Below are 20,084 nucleotides of genomic sequence, written 5' to 3' on the forward strand. Positions count from 1 at the left end.
ATTGTGATGCCAATCAATATGACGAATGAATCTCTATTTTCTTTGATCTAGATCAAAGTTTCTGGAGTTGGCCGGAGTTATATTGATGCCGTAGTTAAGGAAAAGGAGACATGTCATTACCAATCTTGATCATGTCTATCTGCCAGTGTCTTAGCGGGCTTTTTGATCATATGACTTTTGGGTCGCAGATCAGCACAATATGGAGAATTTAATCATGAAACAACTCAAATATTTTTCCGCATTATTTTTGGCTGTTATGCTGGCGTCTATGCTGGGTTGTGCATCCACGCCAAAGCATGAGGGAACCGGGGAGTTTGTTGACGACACTGTCATTACCACAAAAGTGAAGGCTGCTATTTTCAATGAACCATCCTTGAAGTCGGCCGAGATTAACGTCGAAACCTTTAAAGGCATTGTTCAGTTGAGTGGTTTCGTCACTTCTCAGGGCGCCATTGAGAAGGCGATCGAAGTTGCACGCAGTGTCAACGGTGTGAAATCCGTAAAGAATGACATGCGGGTTAAGTGAACGTAATAAATCGGCTTGTCACCCCCACGGTTCCCGGTGCCGACATCCGGGAACCGTGGGTCGGCTACCGGCGTATGTGACCGCGCCTTAAGGCGATGCTCACTGACATTCGGTACTGGCAGAAGCCGCTAACACCAGAAATGCGGAAGATACTTTCACTCCGATGGGCTTACGCCGAAGATGTCGTTTATGGTCGTCTTGGAGTGATGGTCAGATAAGTCAGAATCAGAAGGAGTAACAAAAATGCTCGAAACTATTGCAGTCATTTTAATTATCCTCTGGATACTTGGGTTGGTCTCCTCATACACAATGGGCGGACTCATTCACATTCTTTTGGTCATCGCGATCGTGGTGATTGTGATTCGCGTCATTCAAGGGCGAAGGGTCTTGTAGTGCCCGCTGAGATACGCTTGGGCAGTGGCCGGAGTGGTGCGGCGGATTACTCGATCTCAGGGCTGCGTGCAGCTCTGCATTTAATCGGTTGATCAATTGGGCCTTGTGACGGGTGCGTTTTGTGATGTTCCTCGTCATCGGGTCCTTAAACCATATATAGAACGGAAGGATTGCTGCGAATGGATGTTTCAAAAAGATTTCTATTAGCAGAGGCCTCGATGATTCTCGCTGTTGGGCTTGCCGCATGCGACAAACAACATCCGGCAGAAACGGCGGGCAAGTCAATAGACCAAGCGGCCGAGAAGGTCGGCGATAAGATGGACGAGGCATCAAAGAAGCTTGGCGAGCAAAGCGATAAGGCCGGTGAGGCCCTCGATGATGCCGCGATCACCGCTAAAGTCAAAGCAGCCATTCTTGCGGAGCCTGGTCTCAGGGTTCTGCAGATCAATATTGACACCACGAAAGGCGTGACGACACTGAGCGGATCGATTGACTCGCAGCAAAGCAGTGATAGGGCCAAAGAAATAGCTGGCGCTGTGGCTGGAGTAAAAGGAGTAGAAAACCAGCTGGTGGTGAACTCAACCAAGTAAGGACGAATTGTAACGCGCCCCTTAAGGAGTAACTCATGGAAACGAAAGATGCATATAAGCAAAAGCTGGAGGCGCAACTGAAAGAATGGAGCGCTCAAATTAACCTGTTCGCTGCAAAGGTGGAAAATGCAGGGGCGGACGTGAAGCTCAAGTATGCTCAGGAACTCGATGTATTACACGCCAAACAGCGTGAGGCCGCCAAAAAGATCAAAGAGTTGGAGGATGCAAGTGGCGATGCCTGGGAAAAGGTCAAAGTGACCGCGGATAAGGTCTGGGATGACCTAAGGGCCGGCATAGCTCAAGCCATTTCCAAATTCAAGTGAAGCGGATGTAGAGGGGCAGGTTTGAATTGTTGATTATTTCACTGGCCTCTAGACTGATTTATGCCTTACAAGGGGATGGGTTGGAGTTTTGATGGTTTCATGGGGAGGGACAATTGATGGGTCAATCTGCTGAAGCTGCATTGGTGACGCGATATGACAGAATATTTCGTCTGATTCAGAAGCGGTTAGCCGATCAGGTCAAAACCCCATTTGAGATTCGGTTGTGGGGAGATCGTATCTATCGCTTTGGGAAGGGGGAGCCCGCTGTTAAGGTGCTCGTCAAGGATCGCGACGGATTGGTTGCACTTGGCGGATTGGATGAGCTGAGGATTTGTGAGGCATACATGGCCGGTAGCCTGGACGTAGCAGGGGATATGCTAGGGTTCGTCAGCCTCCGAGGAGTGTTGAGCGACCGCCATCCACTGCACACACTGTGGCGTCGGATTACGCCGTTGTTCGTCGGGCGGGTGGAGACCGACCGGCAGGCTATCGCCAGTCATTATGATTTCAGCAACGAGTTTTATCTGACATTCATGGACGCGACGCGCTGCTATTCGCAAGCAGTATTTGAGCGCGATGACGAAACGCTGGAAACGGCGCAGCGCCGCAAGCTGGATTTTGCCATCGACTCGTGCCGGCTGCAGCCGGGCGATCGCGTCCTGGATGTCGGTGGCGGCTGGGGTAGCTTTATGGAGCATGCCGGACGGCGCGGCATACAGGTCACCTCACTGACTATTTCCCGCCACTCAGAGGAGTTTTTGATAGACCTGGTAAAGCGGCTCCAACTCCCCTGTCACGTGCTGAACCAGGACTTTTTGGAGTACACCTCGCCTGAGCCTTTTGATGCGATTGTGATTCTGGGGGTGATGGAACACCTTCCCGATTATCCGGCCGTGCTGCGGCAGTTTCAACGCTTGCTGAAACCGGGTGGACGTGTGTACCTCGACGCCAGCGCCTTCCGGGAAAAATATTCCAAACCCACCTTCGTCTCCCGCTATATCTTTCCGGGGGACCATTCCTACTTCTGTCTGCACGAGTTCCTGAACGCAGTGGCTAAAACACCGCTGGAGGTGTTGACGGTTCACAACGATCGCCACAGCTACTTCCTCACCTGCAAGGCTTGGGCCGAGAATCTGGAATTAGCCCGGGACGAGATTGTCAGCCGCTGGGGCGAGATGCTCTACCGCCGCTTTCGGCTCTATCTTTGGGGCTCAGCTTACGCCTTTCTCAGCCGCGGGATGGATGCGTACCGTGTGGTTCTGGAACGGCCCCAGGATGCTTGAGCGATCAGCCTTGGATTATTAGCTCAACATGGAGCGTCCTAGGAGGCGCTATGGCGGCATTTCTGCAATCATTGCTGAAAATTCAGGTTCAAGCGTTAATCCTGGTTGTAACTGCTATATGGCTAGCCGTCTTACCATTCCCTGCTGCAGACGCTTTGCAGTCTGACATTCCATACATGCAGCACATGCAGTTACGGCCCCTTGCTAATAATAATTTGATAGTGGAGCAGATGTTGTCCTCGGTTGTGAATGGTCTATTTGCAATTGTGGGTAAAGAAGCCCAGGCGGCGGATGGGGTGAGCGGCCAAGAAGGGTCCGCAGATGAGCAAGAGATTGTTGAGTTGATCGACCGAGCAGCGAGCGATCACGCTGCCTATAACATATTGATGGCGAAAATTTCTTATAACCCTCGAGTGAAAGAGAAAATTTCTTATCTTCGTCCTGATGAATATAAAAAGAAAAAGGCAGTCTGGCAGCTTGCTTTTCTTGCTTCTTACAACAATAACACTGCATTGAGCGCGTTGATCGGATTGGCCAATGATGATGGAAATGATCGCGCGATAGCCGTGTTAAGGAGGGTGGGGGAAGATAAAGTCTTGCTACTTCGGCAGGGTTATTTGGCTAATCACAACGAGAAGGAATTGCAGGCAAGATTTAGGGATAACAGCTTTAAGAATAACCCGTATTTTTTATATGTTTCTTTCCTCTCCAGAGAGAACTTCACGGCTTTAGCAAAGATAATTTTTGTGGAGCTGGAAAAACAGGCCAGCGGTCAAAATAAAGATTTGAATACCTTATTGCATGACTTAGACCCCAGGGGGCTCTTTTATAAAGATTTCATCCTTCAATCAGCCCACTTTAGTATGTTGGAATATGTTGTGACAACATCTCGTTCGTTGTATGAGGTCATGGATCTTTTGTTTAAGGACTTGTCTCCTAAAGAAGTCAACACCTTTGCTCTGAGATTAGCTTTGTTTGTCGAAGATATTCTTCGCAGAAAGGAATTCCAGTATCAGAAGGAATTTCAGGAGTATCTGATGAAATTGCACGACGAAGCTACGGGGAGTAACAAGAGGCTTCTTGCTGCACTTGTAGTTGTCTACGAAGATCAACTGACATACCTGAATGCCCTGCAATTCGAAAATATTTCGAAGTTCAAGAAGGAGATTGGGTCTGATGTTGAAGAGAATATATCGCTGGAAGAGATGCTTGATCGGCCGTTGATAGTGCATATTGTTTTTGCCGATAGAGATGCCGAGCGAGACCATTATCAAGCAGCGCTAGGTTTTTTTAAATCGCATGGTTACACGTTCTTTTTAAATGACGAAGACAAGGTCATGCTTAAAAAAGGCAAGATATTGCTTTCCTTAATAAAGGGCGATCCGGAAAGAAGAAAAGGATATGATATTAATGAACATTTGAGTGGCATAGATATTGTGGTGTCGCGAAGTCATAGCGGTCAAGAAAGCAGGGTGTTCAGGGGGCAATCTGCCCCGATCAACAAAAAAATGATCTTCCTTATCTCCTCTTGCAGGAGCGCCACAGATATACCGAGATATAATGAGAGTTATCCGGGGGCGTATATAATTGGCGCAAACTCAACGGCGACCGGAGATGCGACTAATTGGATTACCTATTATTTACTGGAAGGTATAACGAGCGGGATAGCTGATTTTCGGGATCTGGAAGCATATTTGAAAACAAATATAGAAAAGGCAGCGCCCAATCTACAGAGCGAGACAAACAGCTATGTTTTTCCAGCGGATGATTCTCAGATAGTGCAAAAAATCGTTCTGAAATATGGGAATGAATCTAAAAATTAATTCTGTTCGGGGGGCTTGGATATACCCCAAGGGCAGGTATTACGCCCTTCATGGGTGCTTCACTCCCCCAAAAGGCTTTGCAAAAAATAGTGACACTATCGGTGTTCACGTTTCGCTTTAACCGCCGCCGCTCAAGTTCCCGCGGATTACCCTTTCACCGCCTCGTCCAGCAGGCCGTTTTCGTTGGGCCGGCACCCTACAGTTCCATTATTCACGGAAAACCCCTGTTACTTGGCTGAAGGAGATACCCATTTTATCGAATATGTAAGCTATCTGTAAGTTTTACTGCTTATAATGATTGCTTGGATTAGTCAAAAGGGACGGACTACATCATGCCCATACTTGCTCATTCGGCCTCCGCGCAGCCATTTTCGCCTGCTAAAACCGCCTTGCCTCAAGGGGTGAACATATGTCCTCGCGAGCGGCTCTTTCAATTGCTCGATGACAGTCGACAGCACCCTATTATCTGGGTTTCCGGCCCGCCAGGCTCGGGCAAGACCGCCCTGTTATCCAGCTATCAGCAAGCGCGTGGTCTGCGTGTTCTGTGGTACCAGGTTGATAGCCGGGATAAAGATCCTGCCAATTTCTTTTACTATCTGGGCCTGGCCGCACAATATAAAAATATTGCTCTTCCGCACAAAACCAGTCTGCCGCTGTTCACAGCGGAATACCTGGCTGACCTTCCCGCGTTTACCAAAAGATATTTCAGCGAACTGTACCGCTGCCTCGATGCGCCATTTGTTCTGGTGCTGGATGACTGTCATGAAATAGACGAGAGATCCGATCTTTACCAAATCGTACAGCACAGCCTCTCGGAGTTGCCGGTAGGTGCATCGGTGATTTTGACGAGCCGTGGCGCTCCGCCCCCGGCTTTCGCCCGTTTGCGCCTTAATCGAAGAATGAAAGTTATTGATGCCGATGAGCTCAATTTAACTTTCGATGAAGTCCGCGATATTGCCGCGATGTATGGTGCTGATGAGGTCGATGAGGCCGCGTTGCGGCGTCTTCATGACAAGACACGGGGATGGACGGCAGGCCTGGTGTTGATGTTGGAACATGCCAAAGCACGCACCGTGTTGCCCCTTGCGGTAGACAAGGATACGCTTCAGATTATTTCCGATTACTTCGCGGATGAAATTTTTCTGAAAGCAGACGCAGAGATGCAAGAGTTTCTATTGATGAGTGCGTGCTTTCAGGATATGACGGAAGACATGGTGGTGCAGCTCACTGGAAGGCCCGATGCCGGTGACATTCTTTCCGAGTTTAGCCGCAAACATTACTTCACCGAGAAATTCAGCGGCACCGAAACCTTATATCAATATCACGGTTTGTTTCGTGGATTCCTGTTGTCGCAGGCCAGAGCGTTCTTCTCCGCCGAGCGTTTGTTTGAGATTCAGCGCAGCGCAGCGCAGATTCTGGAGCGCGCGGGTCAGATAGACGAGGCTATCATGCTGTACATCACACGGGCGGATTGGGAAGCAGCCGCGACAGTGATGTTGAAGCACGCGGCTACCCTGACTGCCCAAGGGCGCTGTCAAACCCTTGAAGGCTGGATTCGCGCATTGCCTAGCAGTGTTATCGAACATACGGCGTGGCTGTTGTACTGGTTGGGTGTGTGCCGACTACCTTTTTCCACAGAAGAGGCGCGAGGGCATCATGAAAAGGCCTATGCACTTTTCAAGGCAGAAAATAACGCCGTGGGTCAATATCTGGCGTGGGCTGGCGTGGTGGACACGTATCGCTATGAATGGGGAAATTTCACGCCACTGAACAAATGGATTGCTGAACTGAACATCCTGCTTGAAAGGAACCCTGGCTTCCCATCGCTTGATATCGAGATTCGCGTGCTGTCGAGCATGTTCGGAACCTTGATCTATAACTGCCCTCAACATCACCTGCTGCCCGTGTGGGAAGAGCGGCTCAAGACGCTCATGGAAAGTTGCGCTGACAGAAATCAGCGGCTTATCATGGGTATCAACCTTCTGCCCTATTATTTCTGGATAGGCAATTTTGCCAAAGCGTGGATGATCTTCCGCTCATTGGAAAAAGAGGTTCGCGCGCCCGATGTACCCCCGCTAATACAAATTACCTGGCTGCTCCAGGAAGGCTTTTACAATTGGCTGGCGGGCTCCACGGAGGCCTGCTGCAATGCAGTCGAGGAAGGATGGAGGGTCGCCATACAAACTGGCGTTCATGTCAGGGATTATCTGGTACTTGCCCAAGGAGCGGCGGGCGCACTAGTGGCGGGTAATTTACCATTGGCCGAGGAGTATCTACAACGCATGGCGCCGGTATTGAACGCTACCCGTATGCTGGATGTTGGCTACTATCATTATCAGGCGGCCTGGCTGGCCTTGTTGAAGGGCAATCTGCCTCATGCGGTAGAGCACGCCGAAACATCTGTGCGCCTGGCGACGACGGCGGGTACGCCTTTTCCTTTGGCGCTGTGCTTGATAGGCCTGGCGCAAATCCTTTTCGAGCGCGGGCAAAACCGTCAGGCGCTAGTACATCTTGCTCATGGTCGACGCATTGGCCGCAGCATGCGTAGCGATCTTATCGAATACCACGCCTTGGCGCGTCTGTCGCTATACGCGCTGGATCAAGGAAAGCGGACAGCAGGTGTTTCCTTGCTGCGCCGGGTATGTGCCCTGAACAAGAAAATGGGTAACGTCAGCCTGCCTTACTGGAAGCCCTCCGATATCTCCAGGCTGTGTGCTTACGCCCTGGATGCAGAGATTGAAGTAGATCACGTCAAGGCCTACATCAGGCAGCGTTGTTTAGGCGTGGCGGATGATGTTGAGCTATTTTCCGATCAATGGCCCTGGCCTTTGAAAATTTACTCGCTGGGTCGTTTTCAGGTACTCAGGCAGGGTGAGCCGATTCTCTTCAGCGCCAAGGGGCAGCGCAAGCCGGTAGAGTTGCTGAAGGCGTTGCTGGCCTTTGGTGGGCGGGATGTCAGCGTCGAGCAGCTTGCCGAAGCGCTATGGCCAGAGGCCGAGGGTGACATAGCACGGCAGGCCTTCGATACCACATTGCATCGCCTACGGAAATTTCTCGATTATGACAGAGCGCTGGTACTGCAAAATGGAAAACTATCGCTGGATGCGCGCCATTGTTGGGTGGATGCCTGGTCTCTGGCTCGCGCCATGGGTCAACTACAAGATTCACAGGTTAATAAAAACAATCCCCCGGAGTTGTTTGACAGAGTGTTCAGGCTTTACCAAGGCCCGTTTCTGCATCAGGAGGAATATTCCTGGGCCATGGCCCCGCGAGAACGCCTGAAGAGCAAATTCCTGCGTCAGTTGGGCGATTTGTGTTACCGCCTGGAGCAGTCCAAGCTATGGGATCGAGCAGTGGATTGCTACAACAAAGCTCTCGAAGTCGACCCGCTATCGGAGGCGATCTATCAAAGGCTGATGCGCTGCCACCAGCGCCAAGGGCGTCGCGCCGAAGCTCTTGCTGTTTATCAGCGCTGCCGGAAAACCTTCAGTACCGTTCTGGGGTTATCCCCCTCTGCCGAAACGGAAGCGATTCGACAGAGCCTACAGCCTGATGGCGAATAGCCCTGATAAAAGGCAGTTAGCCACACAATTCGTTTTTTCTATGTGAACTTTGTGGCTAACTGCTTTTTATAGGCTTATTGCGGCTCCATAGAAGGTGGCGCGCTATCGTCTGAGGGCGGTGCGGCTTGTGGCTGGCTTGATTCCATGTTGGTCGGAGGTGTGGGGGCCGTTTCCGGCTCCACCGAGGGCTCAGTTTCTTTCGGCATGTCGAGTTCCGGCGCGGGTTTCGCAGGTGGCGCGATGAGGCGTGGTGCGGCGTTGAAGTCACGGCCGTAACGTATTGCCATGCGCGCCAGGATGATCTTGGTCTTGCGTGTTGCTCGGCGCGCGTTGCGGTGGGTATCGTAATAGCGCGGATTGGGTACGATGGCGGCCAGCCACGCGGCTTCGCGGGGTGTCAGTTTCGCCGCTGATTTGCCGAAGTAGTGGTGGGCTGCGGCCTCTGCGCCGAATATGCCGTTACCCCATTCGATCACGTTCAGGTAGATCTCGAAGATGCGCTGTTTGCTCAGGCTTTTTTCCAGCATCACTGTGATGATGGCCTCTTCCCCTTTGCGCCACGGGGTGCGCTGGGTGGAGAGGAACAGGTTTTTGGCGAGCTGCTGGGTGATGGTGCTGCCGCCCGCGACGACCTTGCCCTGTTTTATGTTCTTTTCCGCGGCGACCTTGATGCCTTCCCAGTCGAAGCCTTCGTGACTGTAAAAGGTGGCGTCTTCCGAGGCGATGATGGCACGTTGCAGATAGCGTGAGATGCGCGGCATCGGCACCCAGCGATAGTCGATGTGGGCCGGCTTTGATTCCGCTTCCATTTCCGCCAGACGCCCGCGCATTAGCGCGGTATCTTCAGGGGTGTGGGTGTCGAGGCGTGTTACTTGCCAGTAGATCCAGCCTTGGTAAAGCAGTGCTGCGAGCAGGGCGAGGATAAAGCCGCGCCAGAGCCATTTTGTAAGAAACTTCATTGAATATTATCTTTGCGCGTTTGCGTCTAAACGTAAAATCTTAACCCGATTGTCCCACGCTCCAAAACCGTTCGCCCTGGGCCTGTCGAAGGGCCGTTCATGGTTCGACAAGCTCACCACGAACGGCGGTGTAGCTCTATTTCGCCGTGGGACAACCTGGGCTTAAATAACTCTTACACCCTCGTGCTCCAGCATCCGCACCAGGCTGATCAATGGTAGGCCGATGAGTGCGGTAGGGTCTTCGCCTTCCAGCTTGTCGAAAAGCGCGATTCCCAGGCCTTCCGATTTGAATGAGCCCGCGCAATTATACGGCTGCTCGTGCCGCAGATAATTTTCGATCTGCGCCGCGCTCAGCACACGAAACACAACGGCGAAGGGGATGACATCCACCTGCATGCGTCGGGTGGCGCTATTGAGCAGGCACAATCCGGTTAGAAATTCCACGCGTTTACCGGAGGCGTTGGCGAGTTGCTTTACCGCATTGTCATGATTGCCCGGTTTCCCCAGAGTTTCGCCATCCAGCACCGCCACCTGATCGGAGCCGATGATCAGCGCATCGGTGTGTTGTTGCGCGATCGCGTGTGCCTTCGCGCCGGCGAGCCGTGCCACAAGACTTTCCGGTGATTCGCCGGGCAGCGGTGTTTCATCGGCTTGCGGTGGGATGGCGTTGAATGGCAAGCCCAGCCGATGCAGCAACTCTTTTCTAAAAGGGGAGGATGAGGCCAGAATTAACTGCTGCCGCTTGTGCCCATTGTTATGATCAGCCGATTTCAATCAGTGCCTCGTCGGGGTTAACGTTATCGCCTTTGCGCACATTCACGGAGATTACCTTTCCGGCAATCGGTGCCTGCACTTCAGTTTCCATCTTCATGGCTTCGGTCACCAGTACCGGGTCGCCCGCCTTCACGGTGTCTCCCAGTTTCACCAGGACTTCGACAATCGTACCCGGCATGGAGGTGGTGACATGGCCTGGTGCCTGGGCTCGCGGCCGCCTGCTGCCTTTGCCTGTGGCTTGTTTCGTAGGCTCGGATGCAGGGGTGAGTTCCTGCAACGTTTCAACAATAATCTCTTCGGGCAAACCGTCCACAGAGACATAGAAGGGCCGCCGGTTGCTCTCCTGGTGGCCGCTGCCTGTTACGTGGATGTGATAGCTCTCGCCATGCAGGGTGACGTTGAATTCCACAGGTGTTGCGCCACGTATGGCGGCGCCTTCGTGTGCTATCTCAAGCGGTTCGGGCACGAGCGTGCCCGTGGCGCGCTGTTCGAGAAATGTGCGGGCGATTTCAGGGAACATGGCGTAGCTCAATACGTCTTCTTCGGACGTTGCAAGAACGCCGATGTCGTTACGCAGTGTTTCCATCTCATCCTTGAGCAGGTCCGCAGGACGGCAATCAATGGCTTCTTCATTGCCGATAGCCTGTTGGCGCACGATGGTGTTTACTGTCCCCGGCGTCTTGCCGTATCGCCCTTGCAAATAAAATTTTACCTCATTGGTGATGGTCTTGTAACGTGCGCCCGCCAATACATTGAGCAGTGCTTGCGTGCCTACGATTTGCGACGTGGGTGTGACCAGGGGAGGGAATCCCAGGTCTTCGCGTACCTGCGGGATTTCCGCCAGCACCTCATTCATGCGGTCCAATGCCCCCTGTTCGCGCAACTGGTTGGCGAGATTGGAGATCATGCCGCCGGGAATCTGGTTGACTTGAACACGCGTATCGATGCCCGTGTACTCGCTCTCGAAGCGTTGGTATTTTTTGCGCACATCGTAGAAATAAAAACCGATTTCTTGCAGCAGTTCGAGATTGAGGCCAGTGTCGTATTGTGTGCCGCGGAGCGCAGCGACCATGCTCTCGGTGGGCGGATGGCTGGTGCCACCGGAGAAGCTGGAAATTGCAGTGTCGATGTGGCGGCAGCCGTTTTCAACAGCCTTTAACTGACACATGCTTGCCAGGCCAGAGGTGGCATGGGAATGTAAATGAACCGGGATTTTAACCGCGTTGACCAGGTGACGCACCAATTCCGCGGTGACCATCGGTGTGAGCAACCCGGCCATATCCTTGATGGCAATGCTGTCGCAGCCCATTGCTTGCAGCTCGCGCGCCATCTCAACGAATTTGGGGATGCTGTGCATGGGGCTGGTGGTATAGCACATCGTACCTTGAGCGTGCTTGCCCGCAGCCTTAACGGACTCGATGGATACGCGCAGATTACGGGTGTCGTTGAGCGCATCGAAAATACGGAATACGTCGATGCCATCGGCGGCGGCACGCTGCACGAAGGCGCGCACCACATCATCGGAATAATGGCGGTAACCGAGTAGATTTTGTCCGCGCAACAGCATTTGCAGTCGCGTGTTGGGCAGCGCCGTCCTGAGCTTTTTCAGGCGCTCCCATGGATCTTCCTTGAGAAATCGCAGGCAGGCATCAAACGTTGCACCTCCCCAGACCTCCAGAGACCAGAAACCCACCTGATCCAGCTTGGCGCAGATCGGCAGCATATCCTCGGTGCGCATCCGAGTGGCAATCAGCGATTGGTGTGCATCGCGCAATATGGTGTCGGTGATGTAGACGCGGGACATGTCAGGCACTCGTTGCTGGGTTAAGAGTGGGCGTTGGCCGTAGCCATGTGCGCGTATATGGCAGCGGCAATCACGGCGGCCAATTCGCGCGGCGGGCGACGCACGGAATAGTTTATCAGTTCGGGATGGTTTTCCACGAAACTGGTATCAAATGTAGCATTCTGGAACTCTGGCGAGCGAATGATTTCCAGATGATAAGGGATGGTGGTCTTGATGCCGTACACGCCGATGTCCTGCAGGGCGCGATTGGCGCGGTCCAGCACCTCATCCCAGGTTAGCGCCCACACGGTCAGCTTCACACACAGTGAATCATAGTAGGGCGGTATGTCATAGCCGGTGTATATCGCGCCATCGGTGCGCACACCAGGGCCGCCGGGCGCAAAATAGCGGGTAATACGCCCGAAACTGGGCAGGAAGCCGTTTTTTGGGTCTTCCGCATTGATGCGGAATTCCATGGCGTAACCGCGGCGCTGCACCTCATCCTGCCGGTAGCGCAGGCGAAGTCCCGCCGCGATGCGGATCTGTTCGCGCACAATATCGATGCCGGTGATCTGTTCCGTGACCGTGTGCTCCACCTGCAAGCGGGTATTCATTTCCATGAAATAGAAATTTCCCTCGGCATCCAGCAGAAATTCCACGGTTCCGGCATTCTGGTAGCCGACGGCTTGCGCGGCGCGCACGGCAAGGTCACCCAAAAATGCGCGTTGCTGATCGGTAAGTTGTGGCGACGGTGCAATCTCAATCAATTTCTGGTGGCGGCGCTGGATCGAGCAGTCGCGCTCGAACAGGTGAATTACATTGCCGTGGTGGTCGCCCAGCACCTGCATTTCAATGTGGCGCGGATTGACGATACACTTTTCCAGAAAGATCTCCGCGCTGCCGAACGCCTTGGTGGCCTCGGAGATCACGCGATCATAATTTTTCCTCAGATCCTCGGCGTTTTCGCAGCGCCGGATGCCGCGCCCCCCGCCCCCCGAGGTGGCCTTGAGCATTACCGGGTAGCCGAACTCAGCGGCACGTGCCAACGCCTCGTCAATACCGCTAAGATTGCCTTCGCTGCCCGGTATGACCGGAATGCCTGCGGCAATCATTGCCTGGCGTGCGGCGATTTTATCGCCCATGTGGCGAATTACGTCGGCGGAGGGGCCGATGAAGCGGATGTTGCGGCGTGCGCAAATCTCGGCCAGTTCGGGGTTTTCCGACAAAAAACCATAGCCAGGATGCAGTGCATCGCAGCCGGTGGCCACTGCCAGATTGGTGATGCGGTGGGCATTCAAGTAGCCAGCGACCGACTCGGGGCCGATGTTATAGGCTTCGTCGGCCTTCTTGACGTGCAGGGCATGGCGGTCGGCATCGGTATAGATCGCTGCCGATTTGATGCCCATCTCCGCGCATGCACGCACAATGCGCACGGCGATTTCGCCACGGTTGGCGATCAAAACTTTCTTGATCAAGCGGCTGCCCTCGCGGGTTGGTTGTGTTATCAGAGAATCGGCCTGCGCCTGTCTTTCTTTAATTGTCGAGTTCTACGGGAATCAATCGTTGCAGTCAAGGCCGCAACGAGCAATCTAAAATGGAAGAGTTGGATTTGTCAGGCATTTTTGACAGGAGGTGCCTGCAGATTGTAAAATGCCCGGCTTATGCCCAGTCAGCCGCCCGAATATATAGATCCTATACGCCTTGCTGATGCCCGAGCGGTGTTGCAGGGGCAAGTAGCTGTGTCAGGCATGGTGCGGCTTGCGCCTTCATTGTGTTCGACGCAAGGTGCGGTGGATTTCGAGCTGGTGTTCGATGTGGATCTGGAGGGGATTCGTTGCGTTCACGGATCCCTGCGCACACAGTTGGATGTTATTTGCCAGCGATGCCTACAGCCAATGAAGCTACCACTGGAGGCGAATGTGGCATTGGGTGTGGTGGTTTCGATGCAGGAAGCCGAGACTTTGCCAAGCGCCTATGAACCGTTGGTTGTGGGCGTGGTGCCTGTTTCTCTAAAGGAGATGGTCGAGGACGAATTGCTGCTGGTCTTGCCGGTGGCACCGATGCACCCCGAGCAGCAGTGCCCGGCGTGGCAAGAGCGTGTTGTTGAAGTACAAGAGGAGCCAGCCCAGGAAGGCAAGAAAAACCCGTTTGCAGTGCTGGCTCAGCTGAAGAAGACGTAACAGCGACCATAGCTGGTTGCTTGGATAATTTATAAACGCTTTAAATATAGCAGGAGTATGAAAAATGGCCGTACAGCAGAATCGTAAAACCCCCTCCAAGCGTGGCATGCGCAGATCCCATGACGCGCTGACCTCGGCCACTCTGTCGGTTGAGCCCACCACGGGTGAAACCCATCTGCGCCATCACATCAGCCCGGACGGTTATTACCGCGGCCGCAAGATTCTCAACACCAAGGGCGAGTAAGACTTGGGTCTTACTCTCGCGCTGGATGCCATGGGGGGCGATCATGGCCCCCATGTGGTTGTACCCGCCGCCCTGAGTGTGCTTGCCGAGCAGCCTGATCTCACGCTGATTCTCGTGGGCGATCAGGATATCCTTGCCAAGGAACTGCTGGTGCATCATGCGCAGATCAGTGACAGGTTGCAGCTCCAACACGCCTCTCAATGTGTAGAAATGCATGAGTCGCCTTCCCAGGCATTGCGTGGGAAGAAGGATTCATCAATGCGTGTCGCCATTGATCTGGTCAAGGCTGGCCGCGCCCAGGCCTGTGTCAGCGCTGGCAACACGGGCGCATTGATGGCCACCGCCCGTTATGTGTTGAAAACCTTGCCTGGCATCGACCGGCCCGCCATCATCTCCGCCTTGCCAACAATGACGGGGCACACCCATATGCTCGATCTGGGCGCGAACGTGGATTCGACCGCCGAGCATTTATTCCAGTTCGCCGTAATGGGGTCAGTGTTGACCAGCGCGGTTGATAACATCGAGCGACCGCGGGTCGGCCTGCTCAATATCGGCGAGGAAGAGATCAAGGGCAACGAGACGGTCAAGGAGGCCGCGCGCATGCTCGCCGCCAGCGACATCCATTATGTGGGTTTCGTCGAGGGCGATGACATCTATAAAGGCAGCGTCGACGTCGTGGTGTGTGATGGTTTTATTGGGAATGTCGCGCTGAAAACCAGCGAAGGCGTGGCGAAAATGATCAGCCACTACATGAAGCAGGAATTCAAGCGCTCGATTTTTACCCGATCGGTGGCATTGGTGGCGATGCCGGTATTGAAGGCGTTTCGCGCCAAGATCGATCCCCGCCAGTATAACGGCGCAAGCCTGGTGGGATTGCAGGGGATCGTCATCAAAAGTCACGGCAGTGCAGATGCATTTTCGTTCGCCAACGCCATCAAGGAGGCGGTGACCGAGGTCAAAAAGGACGTGCCGCAACGCATCAGAAAACAACTGGAAACCTTCCTGACAGAGAGGCATGCAAGTTGAAATATTCGCGCATCATCGGCACCGGTGGTTACCTGCCTGAGAAGGTGTTGACCAACGCCGATATTGAAAAGATGGTCGACACCACGGATCAGTGGATCGTGGAGCGTACCGGCATCCGCAAGCGTCACATCGCAGCCCCCGGTGAGACCACTTGCGACATGAGCGAAGTCGCTGCGCGGCGCGCCATCGAAGCGGCGGGCATCCAGGCCTCCGATATCGATCTCATTGTGGTGGCAACCACCACCCCGGACCGAGTGTTTCCCAGCACTGCCTGTCTGCTCCAGCGGCGTTTGAATATTCACGGCCCGGCGGCCTTTGATCTTCAGGCCGCCTGCACCGGCTTCATCTATGCCTTGGATATTGCGGACAAGTTTATCCGTTCCGGTAGTGCGCGCAATGTCCTGGTGGTGGGCGCGGAAACCATGTCGCGCGTCGTTGACTGGACCGACCGCGGCACCTGCGTGCTGTTCGGTGATGGCGCTGGCGCGGTAGTGCTTGGCGCCAGCGATACGCCGGGCATCCTGTCAACGCATTTACATTCCGATGGCATCTATGAAAACCTGCTGACCATCCCCTACGGCATCTCGCAAGGCTTTGAAAACATTCAACAGGGCAGTACTTACGTTAAGATGCAGGGTAATGAGGTTTTCAAAGTCGCCGTGAATACCCTGGGGCGTATTGTTGATGAGACGCTGGCGGCTAATCAGCTCGAAAAGTCCGATGTCGATTGGCTGGTGCCGCACCAGGCGAATATTCGCATCATCGAGGCCACCGCCAAAAAGCTGAAAATGCCCATGGAGCGGGTGGTTGTCACCGTAGGCGAACACGGCAACACCTCGGCGGCCTCGGTGCCGCTGGCGCTGGATGTCGCAGTACGGGATGGCCGCATCCAGCGTGGCGATACGCTATTGCTGGAGGCCTTTGGTGCGGGGTTTACTTGGGGATCGGCATTAATTAAGTATTAATGCCTCCTAATATTCTATTGAAAGCCAAAAAGTAACGTCAATAATATCAAGTTTTTTCCAGGATACGCCGATGTCGCTTGCTTTTGTCTTTCCCGGTCAAGGTTCGCAATCCGTGGGGATGCTCGCGGAACTGGCCGCTGCCTATCCAGAGGTGCGCCAGACCTTTGGTCAGGTCTCGGAGGTCCTGGGTTATGATCTGTGGGATCTGGTTCAGTCCGGCCCGGAAACGGAGCTGAATCAGACCCATAAGACCCAGCCCGTCATGCTTGCTGCGGGGGTTGCAGTATGGCGCGTCTGGCAGACCCGGCAGGGCGCCAGGCCTATGATGATGGCCGGGCATAGCCTGGGTGAGTACACGGCGCTGGTATGCGCTGGCGCGCTGGATTTTAACGACGCTGTGCGTCTCGTTGCGGAGCGTGGGCGCTACATGCAGGAGGCCGTGCCCGCAGGCGAGGGTGCGATGGCGGCGATTCTCGGCCTTGAGGATGCGCAGGTGATCCAGGTATGTGCGGAGGCGGCGGTCGCCCCCGGCGCGTCATTGGCTGAGGTGGTGGCGGCGGTGAATTTCAATTCCCCCGGTCAGGTGGTGGTGGCAGGGACGGCGGCGGCGGTGGCGCGTGCCGTCGAGCTGGCCAAGCAGGCCGGTGCCAAGCGCGCTCTTATGCTGCCGGTGAGTGTGCCATCGCACTGCCTGTTGATGAAGCCCGCCGCCGATCGCCTCGCCGTACTGTTGCAAACGGTTGCATTGAAAACACCCGAAATACCCGTCATTAACAATGCCGATGTGGCTGTTTGTGTCGAGGCGGATAAAATCCGCGATGCGCTGGTCAGGCAGTTGTACAACCCGGTGCGCTGGGTGGAAACTATTCGCGCCATGGCAAACGCGGGGGTGAAAAGTTTGGTAGAATGTGGCCCCGGCAAAGTGCTTGCCGGGCTTAACAAGCGTATTGAACGTGACATGACGGCGCTGCCGGTGTTCGATCCGGTCACCCTGGATGAGGCGCTTCAGGCTTGGCCGCTCCCGGCATAGCGCCGAAGTGCATGGATGCACGAGTGTCGCCAGCAGCCGATACTGGCATAAACCTTGCCGGGTAACGTTGTAAACTGTTTTGGTAGGTGGGGGTCAAATGTCTTTGAATAACGAGATTGCTCTCGTGACCGGCGCGAGCCGCGGGATTGGGCGCGCGATAGCACTGGAGCTCGGGCGCCAGGGTGCTGTGGTGATCGGTACAGCAACCTCACCGGAAGCCGCAGAAAAGATTTCTAAGTATCTAGTCGATAACGAGTTAAAGGGTGTCGGATTGGTGTTGGACGTCACTAATCAGGTATCTATTGACGCCGCGCTGGAAAAGATCGAGAAAGATTTCGGTGCGCCGGGGATATTGGTCAATAATGCTGGCGTCACGCGCGATAACTTGCTGATTCGTATGAAGGACGATGAATGGGATAGCATCATTAACACAAATCTCACGTCTGTTTTCCGTCTTTCCAAGGCCTGTTTGCGGGCCATGATGAAGGCACGTAAGGGGCGCATCATCAGTATTGCCTCAGTGGTGGGATGCACCGGCAATGCTGGCCAGACCAACTATGCCGCTGCCAAGGCGGGGATCATTGGCTTTAGCAAGGCCTTGGCGCGCGAGGCGGCGGCACGCAATATCACCGTCAACGTCGTAGCCCCCGGCTTTATCGATACCGATATGACGCGCGCCTTGCCCGAGGAGCAGAAAATGGCACTATTGCAGCAAATTCCGCTGACTCGTCTGGGCCGTGTCGAGGATATCGCGGCGGCGGTGGCTTTTCTGGCATCGCCCTCGGCTTCCTACATTACCGGTGAGACTTTGCATGTCAATGGCGGGATGTACATGAATTGATGCGCAGTAGCGCACGGTTTACAGCTAAACAACTAGCATCTGTAGTACTTTTTCAATAAAATACCGTTTGCAGTTAATCTGCTATTTACATACCTGGAGGATTTACCTGTCATGAGCACTGTCGAAGAACGCGTCAAGAAGATCGTTGTAGAACAATTAGGGGTGAAGGATGAAGAGGTGAGCAATACGTCTTCATTCGTGGATGATCTTGGCGCTGATTCGCTTGACACTGTGGAGCTGGTCATGGCGCTTGAGGAAGAATTCGAGTGCGAAATACCCGATGAAGAAGCAGAAAAGATCACTACTGTTCAGCAGGCTATTGATTACGTCAATACCCATCTGAGCCACTGAATACTCGCCAAATTAAATAAGAAGACTACCGGATGGGGGCCGCATACCACAGTTGTGGTGGCGGCCTTTTGTTTATGCCCCGCCGTATTTCTGATGTAACTTGAAGGGATAGAGCAAACGTGAGTGCAAAAAGACGTGTCGTCATAACCGGGCTTGGCATGGTTGGACCTGTAGGCCTGACGGTCAAGGAATCCTGGGACAATATCCTGGCGGGCAAGAGCGGTATTGGCCCGATTACCCATTTTAATGTCTCGGATTTCCCGACGCGTTTTGGCGGCTCCGTATGGAATTTTGATCCTACGAATTATGTCCTTCCGAAAGATGTAAAAAAAAATGGACCCTTTCATCCACTACGGCGTCGCGGCGGCAAAAGAGGCGATTGCGGATGCCGGCCTGGAGGTTACTGAAGAGAATGCTGAGCGCATCGGGGTTGCGATAGGCTCTGGCATCGGTGGTCTGCCGGGCATTGAGAAGGGATACCAAAACTTCCTGGATGGCGGTCCACGCAAGATTTCGCCGTTCTTCGTCCCCAGCAATATCATCAACATGATCTCTGGTAATGTATCGATAATGTATGGCATGAAGGGGCCGAATATTGCGCTGGTGTCCGCCTGTTCTACGGGGGCGCACAATATCGGCGAGGCGGCGCGTATCATCATGTATGGTGATGCCGACGTGATGGTGGCGGGCGGCGCGGAGATGGCGACGTCCCCCAGCGGGCTGGGCGGGTTTTCTGCGGCGCGGGCATTGTCCACCCGCAACGATGACCCCCAGACCGCCAGCCGTCCCTGGGATAAAGACCGCGATGGCTTTGTGCTCAGCGATGGTGCGGGCGTGGTGGTGCTGGAAGAATACGAATTCGCCAAGAAACGCGGCGCCACAATTTATGCGGAACTGACTGGCTTCGGCATGAGCGGCGATGCCTATCACATGACCCTCCCTTCCGAGGGTGGTGACGGGGCGCGGCGCTGCATGGTCAACGCACTGCGCGATGCGCGCCTCAATTTTGATGATATCAGCTATATCAATGCCCACGGCACGTCCACCCCTGCGGGTGACAAGATTGAAACCCAGGCGCTCAAGGCAGCCTTCGGTGAACATGCCTACCGTCTGGCTGTGAGTTCCACCAAGTCTATGACTGGCCATTTGCTGGGCGCAGCGGGTGGCATCGAGGCGATTTTCAGTGTGCTTGCGATACGCGATCAGGTTGCCCCGCCCACGATCAATATTATTACGCCGGATCCCGAATGCGATCTGGATTATGTGCCCAATACGGCGCGACAGATGAAGATTGACAATGTGCTGTCCAACTCGTTTGGGTTTGGCGGAACCAACGCGACGTTGGTAGTGAGCAAGCTGCGCTGAGTGTGTTGATTGCCAGGAGAGTGTTTCGCTCTCCTGGCTATCGTTGTAGTTAAATATTACTTCTT

At 54.1% G+C, this 20,084-nt stretch carries 17 protein-coding genes and 3 pseudogenes; 16 read left to right on the top strand and 4 right to left on the bottom strand.

The annotated features are described in order from the left end of the window. The first annotated feature begins 214 nt into the window (after positions 1-214). From M3A44_07325 to M3A44_07360, 8 genes and pseudogenes are all read left to right on the top strand, one after another. Positions 215-526 carry a BON domain-containing protein gene (locus M3A44_07325; protein ID MEQ6341459.1) on the top strand — a complete coding sequence of 104 codons (312 nt, stop codon included), beginning with the start codon at positions 215-217 and terminating at the stop codon, positions 524-526. Positions 527-769: 243 nt separating this feature from the next. Then, positions 770-919: a lmo0937 family membrane protein gene (locus M3A44_07330; GenBank protein MEQ6341460.1), complete on the top strand. Its 150-nt coding sequence runs from the start codon at positions 770-772 to the stop codon at positions 917-919. A gap of 179 nt (positions 920-1,098) precedes the next feature. Beyond that, positions 1,099-1,509, top strand: coding sequence for a BON domain-containing protein (locus M3A44_07335; protein ID MEQ6341461.1), 411 nt, complete (start codon positions 1,099-1,101; stop codon positions 1,507-1,509). Positions 1,510-1,544: 35 nt separating this feature from the next. Then, positions 1,545-1,832 carry a hypothetical protein gene (locus tag M3A44_07340; protein ID MEQ6341462.1) on the top strand — a complete coding sequence of 96 codons (288 nt, stop codon included), beginning with the start codon at positions 1,545-1,547 and terminating at the stop codon, positions 1,830-1,832. 116 nt (positions 1,833-1,948) lie between these two features. After that, positions 1,949-3,115, top strand: coding sequence for a class I SAM-dependent methyltransferase (locus M3A44_07345; protein MEQ6341463.1), 1,167 nt, complete (start codon positions 1,949-1,951; stop codon positions 3,113-3,115). Positions 3,116-3,165: 50 nt separating this feature from the next. Beyond that, on the top strand, positions 3,166-4,938 hold the full coding sequence (locus tag M3A44_07350; GenBank protein ID MEQ6341464.1) for a hypothetical protein: 1,773 nt from the start codon (positions 3,166-3,168) through the stop codon (positions 4,936-4,938). A gap of 104 nt (positions 4,939-5,042) precedes the next feature. Next, a pseudogene (locus M3A44_07355) lies at positions 5,043-5,177 on the top strand (IS1595 family transposase). Between the two features lie 93 nt (positions 5,178-5,270). Beyond that, positions 5,271-8,501, top strand: a complete 3,231-nt coding sequence (locus tag M3A44_07360; protein MEQ6341465.1) for a hypothetical protein — start codon at positions 5,271-5,273, stop codon at positions 8,499-8,501. 284 nt (positions 8,502-8,785) lie between these two features. Here the strand turns inward: M3A44_07360 and mtgA are convergent. The 4 genes and pseudogenes from mtgA to M3A44_07380 all read right to left on the bottom strand — a co-directional run bounded on the left by mtgA (position 8,786) and on the right by M3A44_07380 (position 13,492). Next, positions 8,786-9,460: pseudogene (gene mtgA, locus M3A44_07365) on the bottom strand (monofunctional biosynthetic peptidoglycan transglycosylase). Positions 9,461-9,622: 162 nt separating this feature from the next. Then, positions 9,623-10,234, bottom strand: a complete 612-nt coding sequence (locus M3A44_07370) for a Maf family nucleotide pyrophosphatase (protein ID MEQ6341466.1) — start codon at positions 10,232-10,234, stop codon at positions 9,623-9,625. Then, complete coding sequence (gene oadA, locus M3A44_07375; GenBank protein MEQ6341467.1) at positions 10,221-12,038, bottom strand: sodium-extruding oxaloacetate decarboxylase subunit alpha; 1,818 nt, start codon at positions 12,036-12,038, stop codon at positions 10,221-10,223. The genes M3A44_07370 and oadA overlap by 14 nt, the downstream gene beginning before the upstream one ends. 20 nt (positions 12,039-12,058) lie before the next feature. Continuing rightward, positions 12,059-13,492: an acetyl-CoA carboxylase biotin carboxylase subunit gene (locus M3A44_07380; protein ID MEQ6341468.1), complete on the bottom strand. Its 1,434-nt coding sequence runs from the start codon at positions 13,490-13,492 to the stop codon at positions 12,059-12,061. A gap of 186 nt (positions 13,493-13,678) precedes the next feature. On the opposite strand from M3A44_07380, the gene M3A44_07385 reads away from it, so the two are divergent. The 8 genes and pseudogenes from M3A44_07385 to fabF all read left to right on the top strand — a co-directional run bounded on the left by M3A44_07385 (position 13,679) and on the right by fabF (position 20,019). Continuing rightward, on the top strand, positions 13,679-14,197 hold the full coding sequence (locus M3A44_07385; GenBank protein MEQ6341469.1) for a YceD family protein: 519 nt from the start codon (positions 13,679-13,681) through the stop codon (positions 14,195-14,197). 64 nt (positions 14,198-14,261) lie between these two features. Next, a complete protein-coding gene (gene rpmF / locus M3A44_07390) occupies positions 14,262-14,441 on the top strand; it encodes a 50S ribosomal protein L32 (GenBank protein MEQ6341470.1) in 180 nt (59 codons plus the stop codon). Between the two features lie 30 nt (positions 14,442-14,471). After that, positions 14,472-15,467 (top strand): phosphate acyltransferase PlsX, encoded by a 996-nt coding sequence (gene plsX, locus M3A44_07395; GenBank protein MEQ6341471.1) that lies wholly within the window; start codon positions 14,472-14,474, stop codon positions 15,465-15,467. After that, positions 15,464-16,432 (top strand): ketoacyl-ACP synthase III, encoded by a 969-nt coding sequence (locus M3A44_07400; protein ID MEQ6341472.1) that lies wholly within the window; start codon positions 15,464-15,466, stop codon positions 16,430-16,432. Before plsX ends, M3A44_07400 begins: the two co-directional genes overlap by 4 nt. Positions 16,433-16,502: 70 nt before the next feature. Then, positions 16,503-17,462 carry an ACP S-malonyltransferase gene (gene fabD, locus M3A44_07405; GenBank protein ID MEQ6341473.1) on the top strand — a complete coding sequence of 320 codons (960 nt, stop codon included), beginning with the start codon at positions 16,503-16,505 and terminating at the stop codon, positions 17,460-17,462. Between the two features lie 97 nt (positions 17,463-17,559). Then, entirely contained in the window at positions 17,560-18,303 is a 744-nt protein-coding gene (gene fabG / locus M3A44_07410; protein ID MEQ6341474.1) for a 3-oxoacyl-ACP reductase FabG, read from the top strand. 111 nt (positions 18,304-18,414) lie between these two features. Then, entirely contained in the window at positions 18,415-18,654 is a 240-nt protein-coding gene (gene acpP / locus M3A44_07415; protein ID MEQ6341475.1) for an acyl carrier protein, read from the top strand. A 158-nt stretch (positions 18,655-18,812) separates the two neighbouring features. Next, positions 18,813-20,019, top strand: a pseudogene (gene fabF / locus M3A44_07420) (beta-ketoacyl-ACP synthase II). Positions 20,020-20,084: the final 65 nt, after the last annotated feature.

Source organism: Gammaproteobacteria bacterium (genome assembly GCA_040183005.1).
GTDB lineage: Bacteria > Pseudomonadota > Gammaproteobacteria.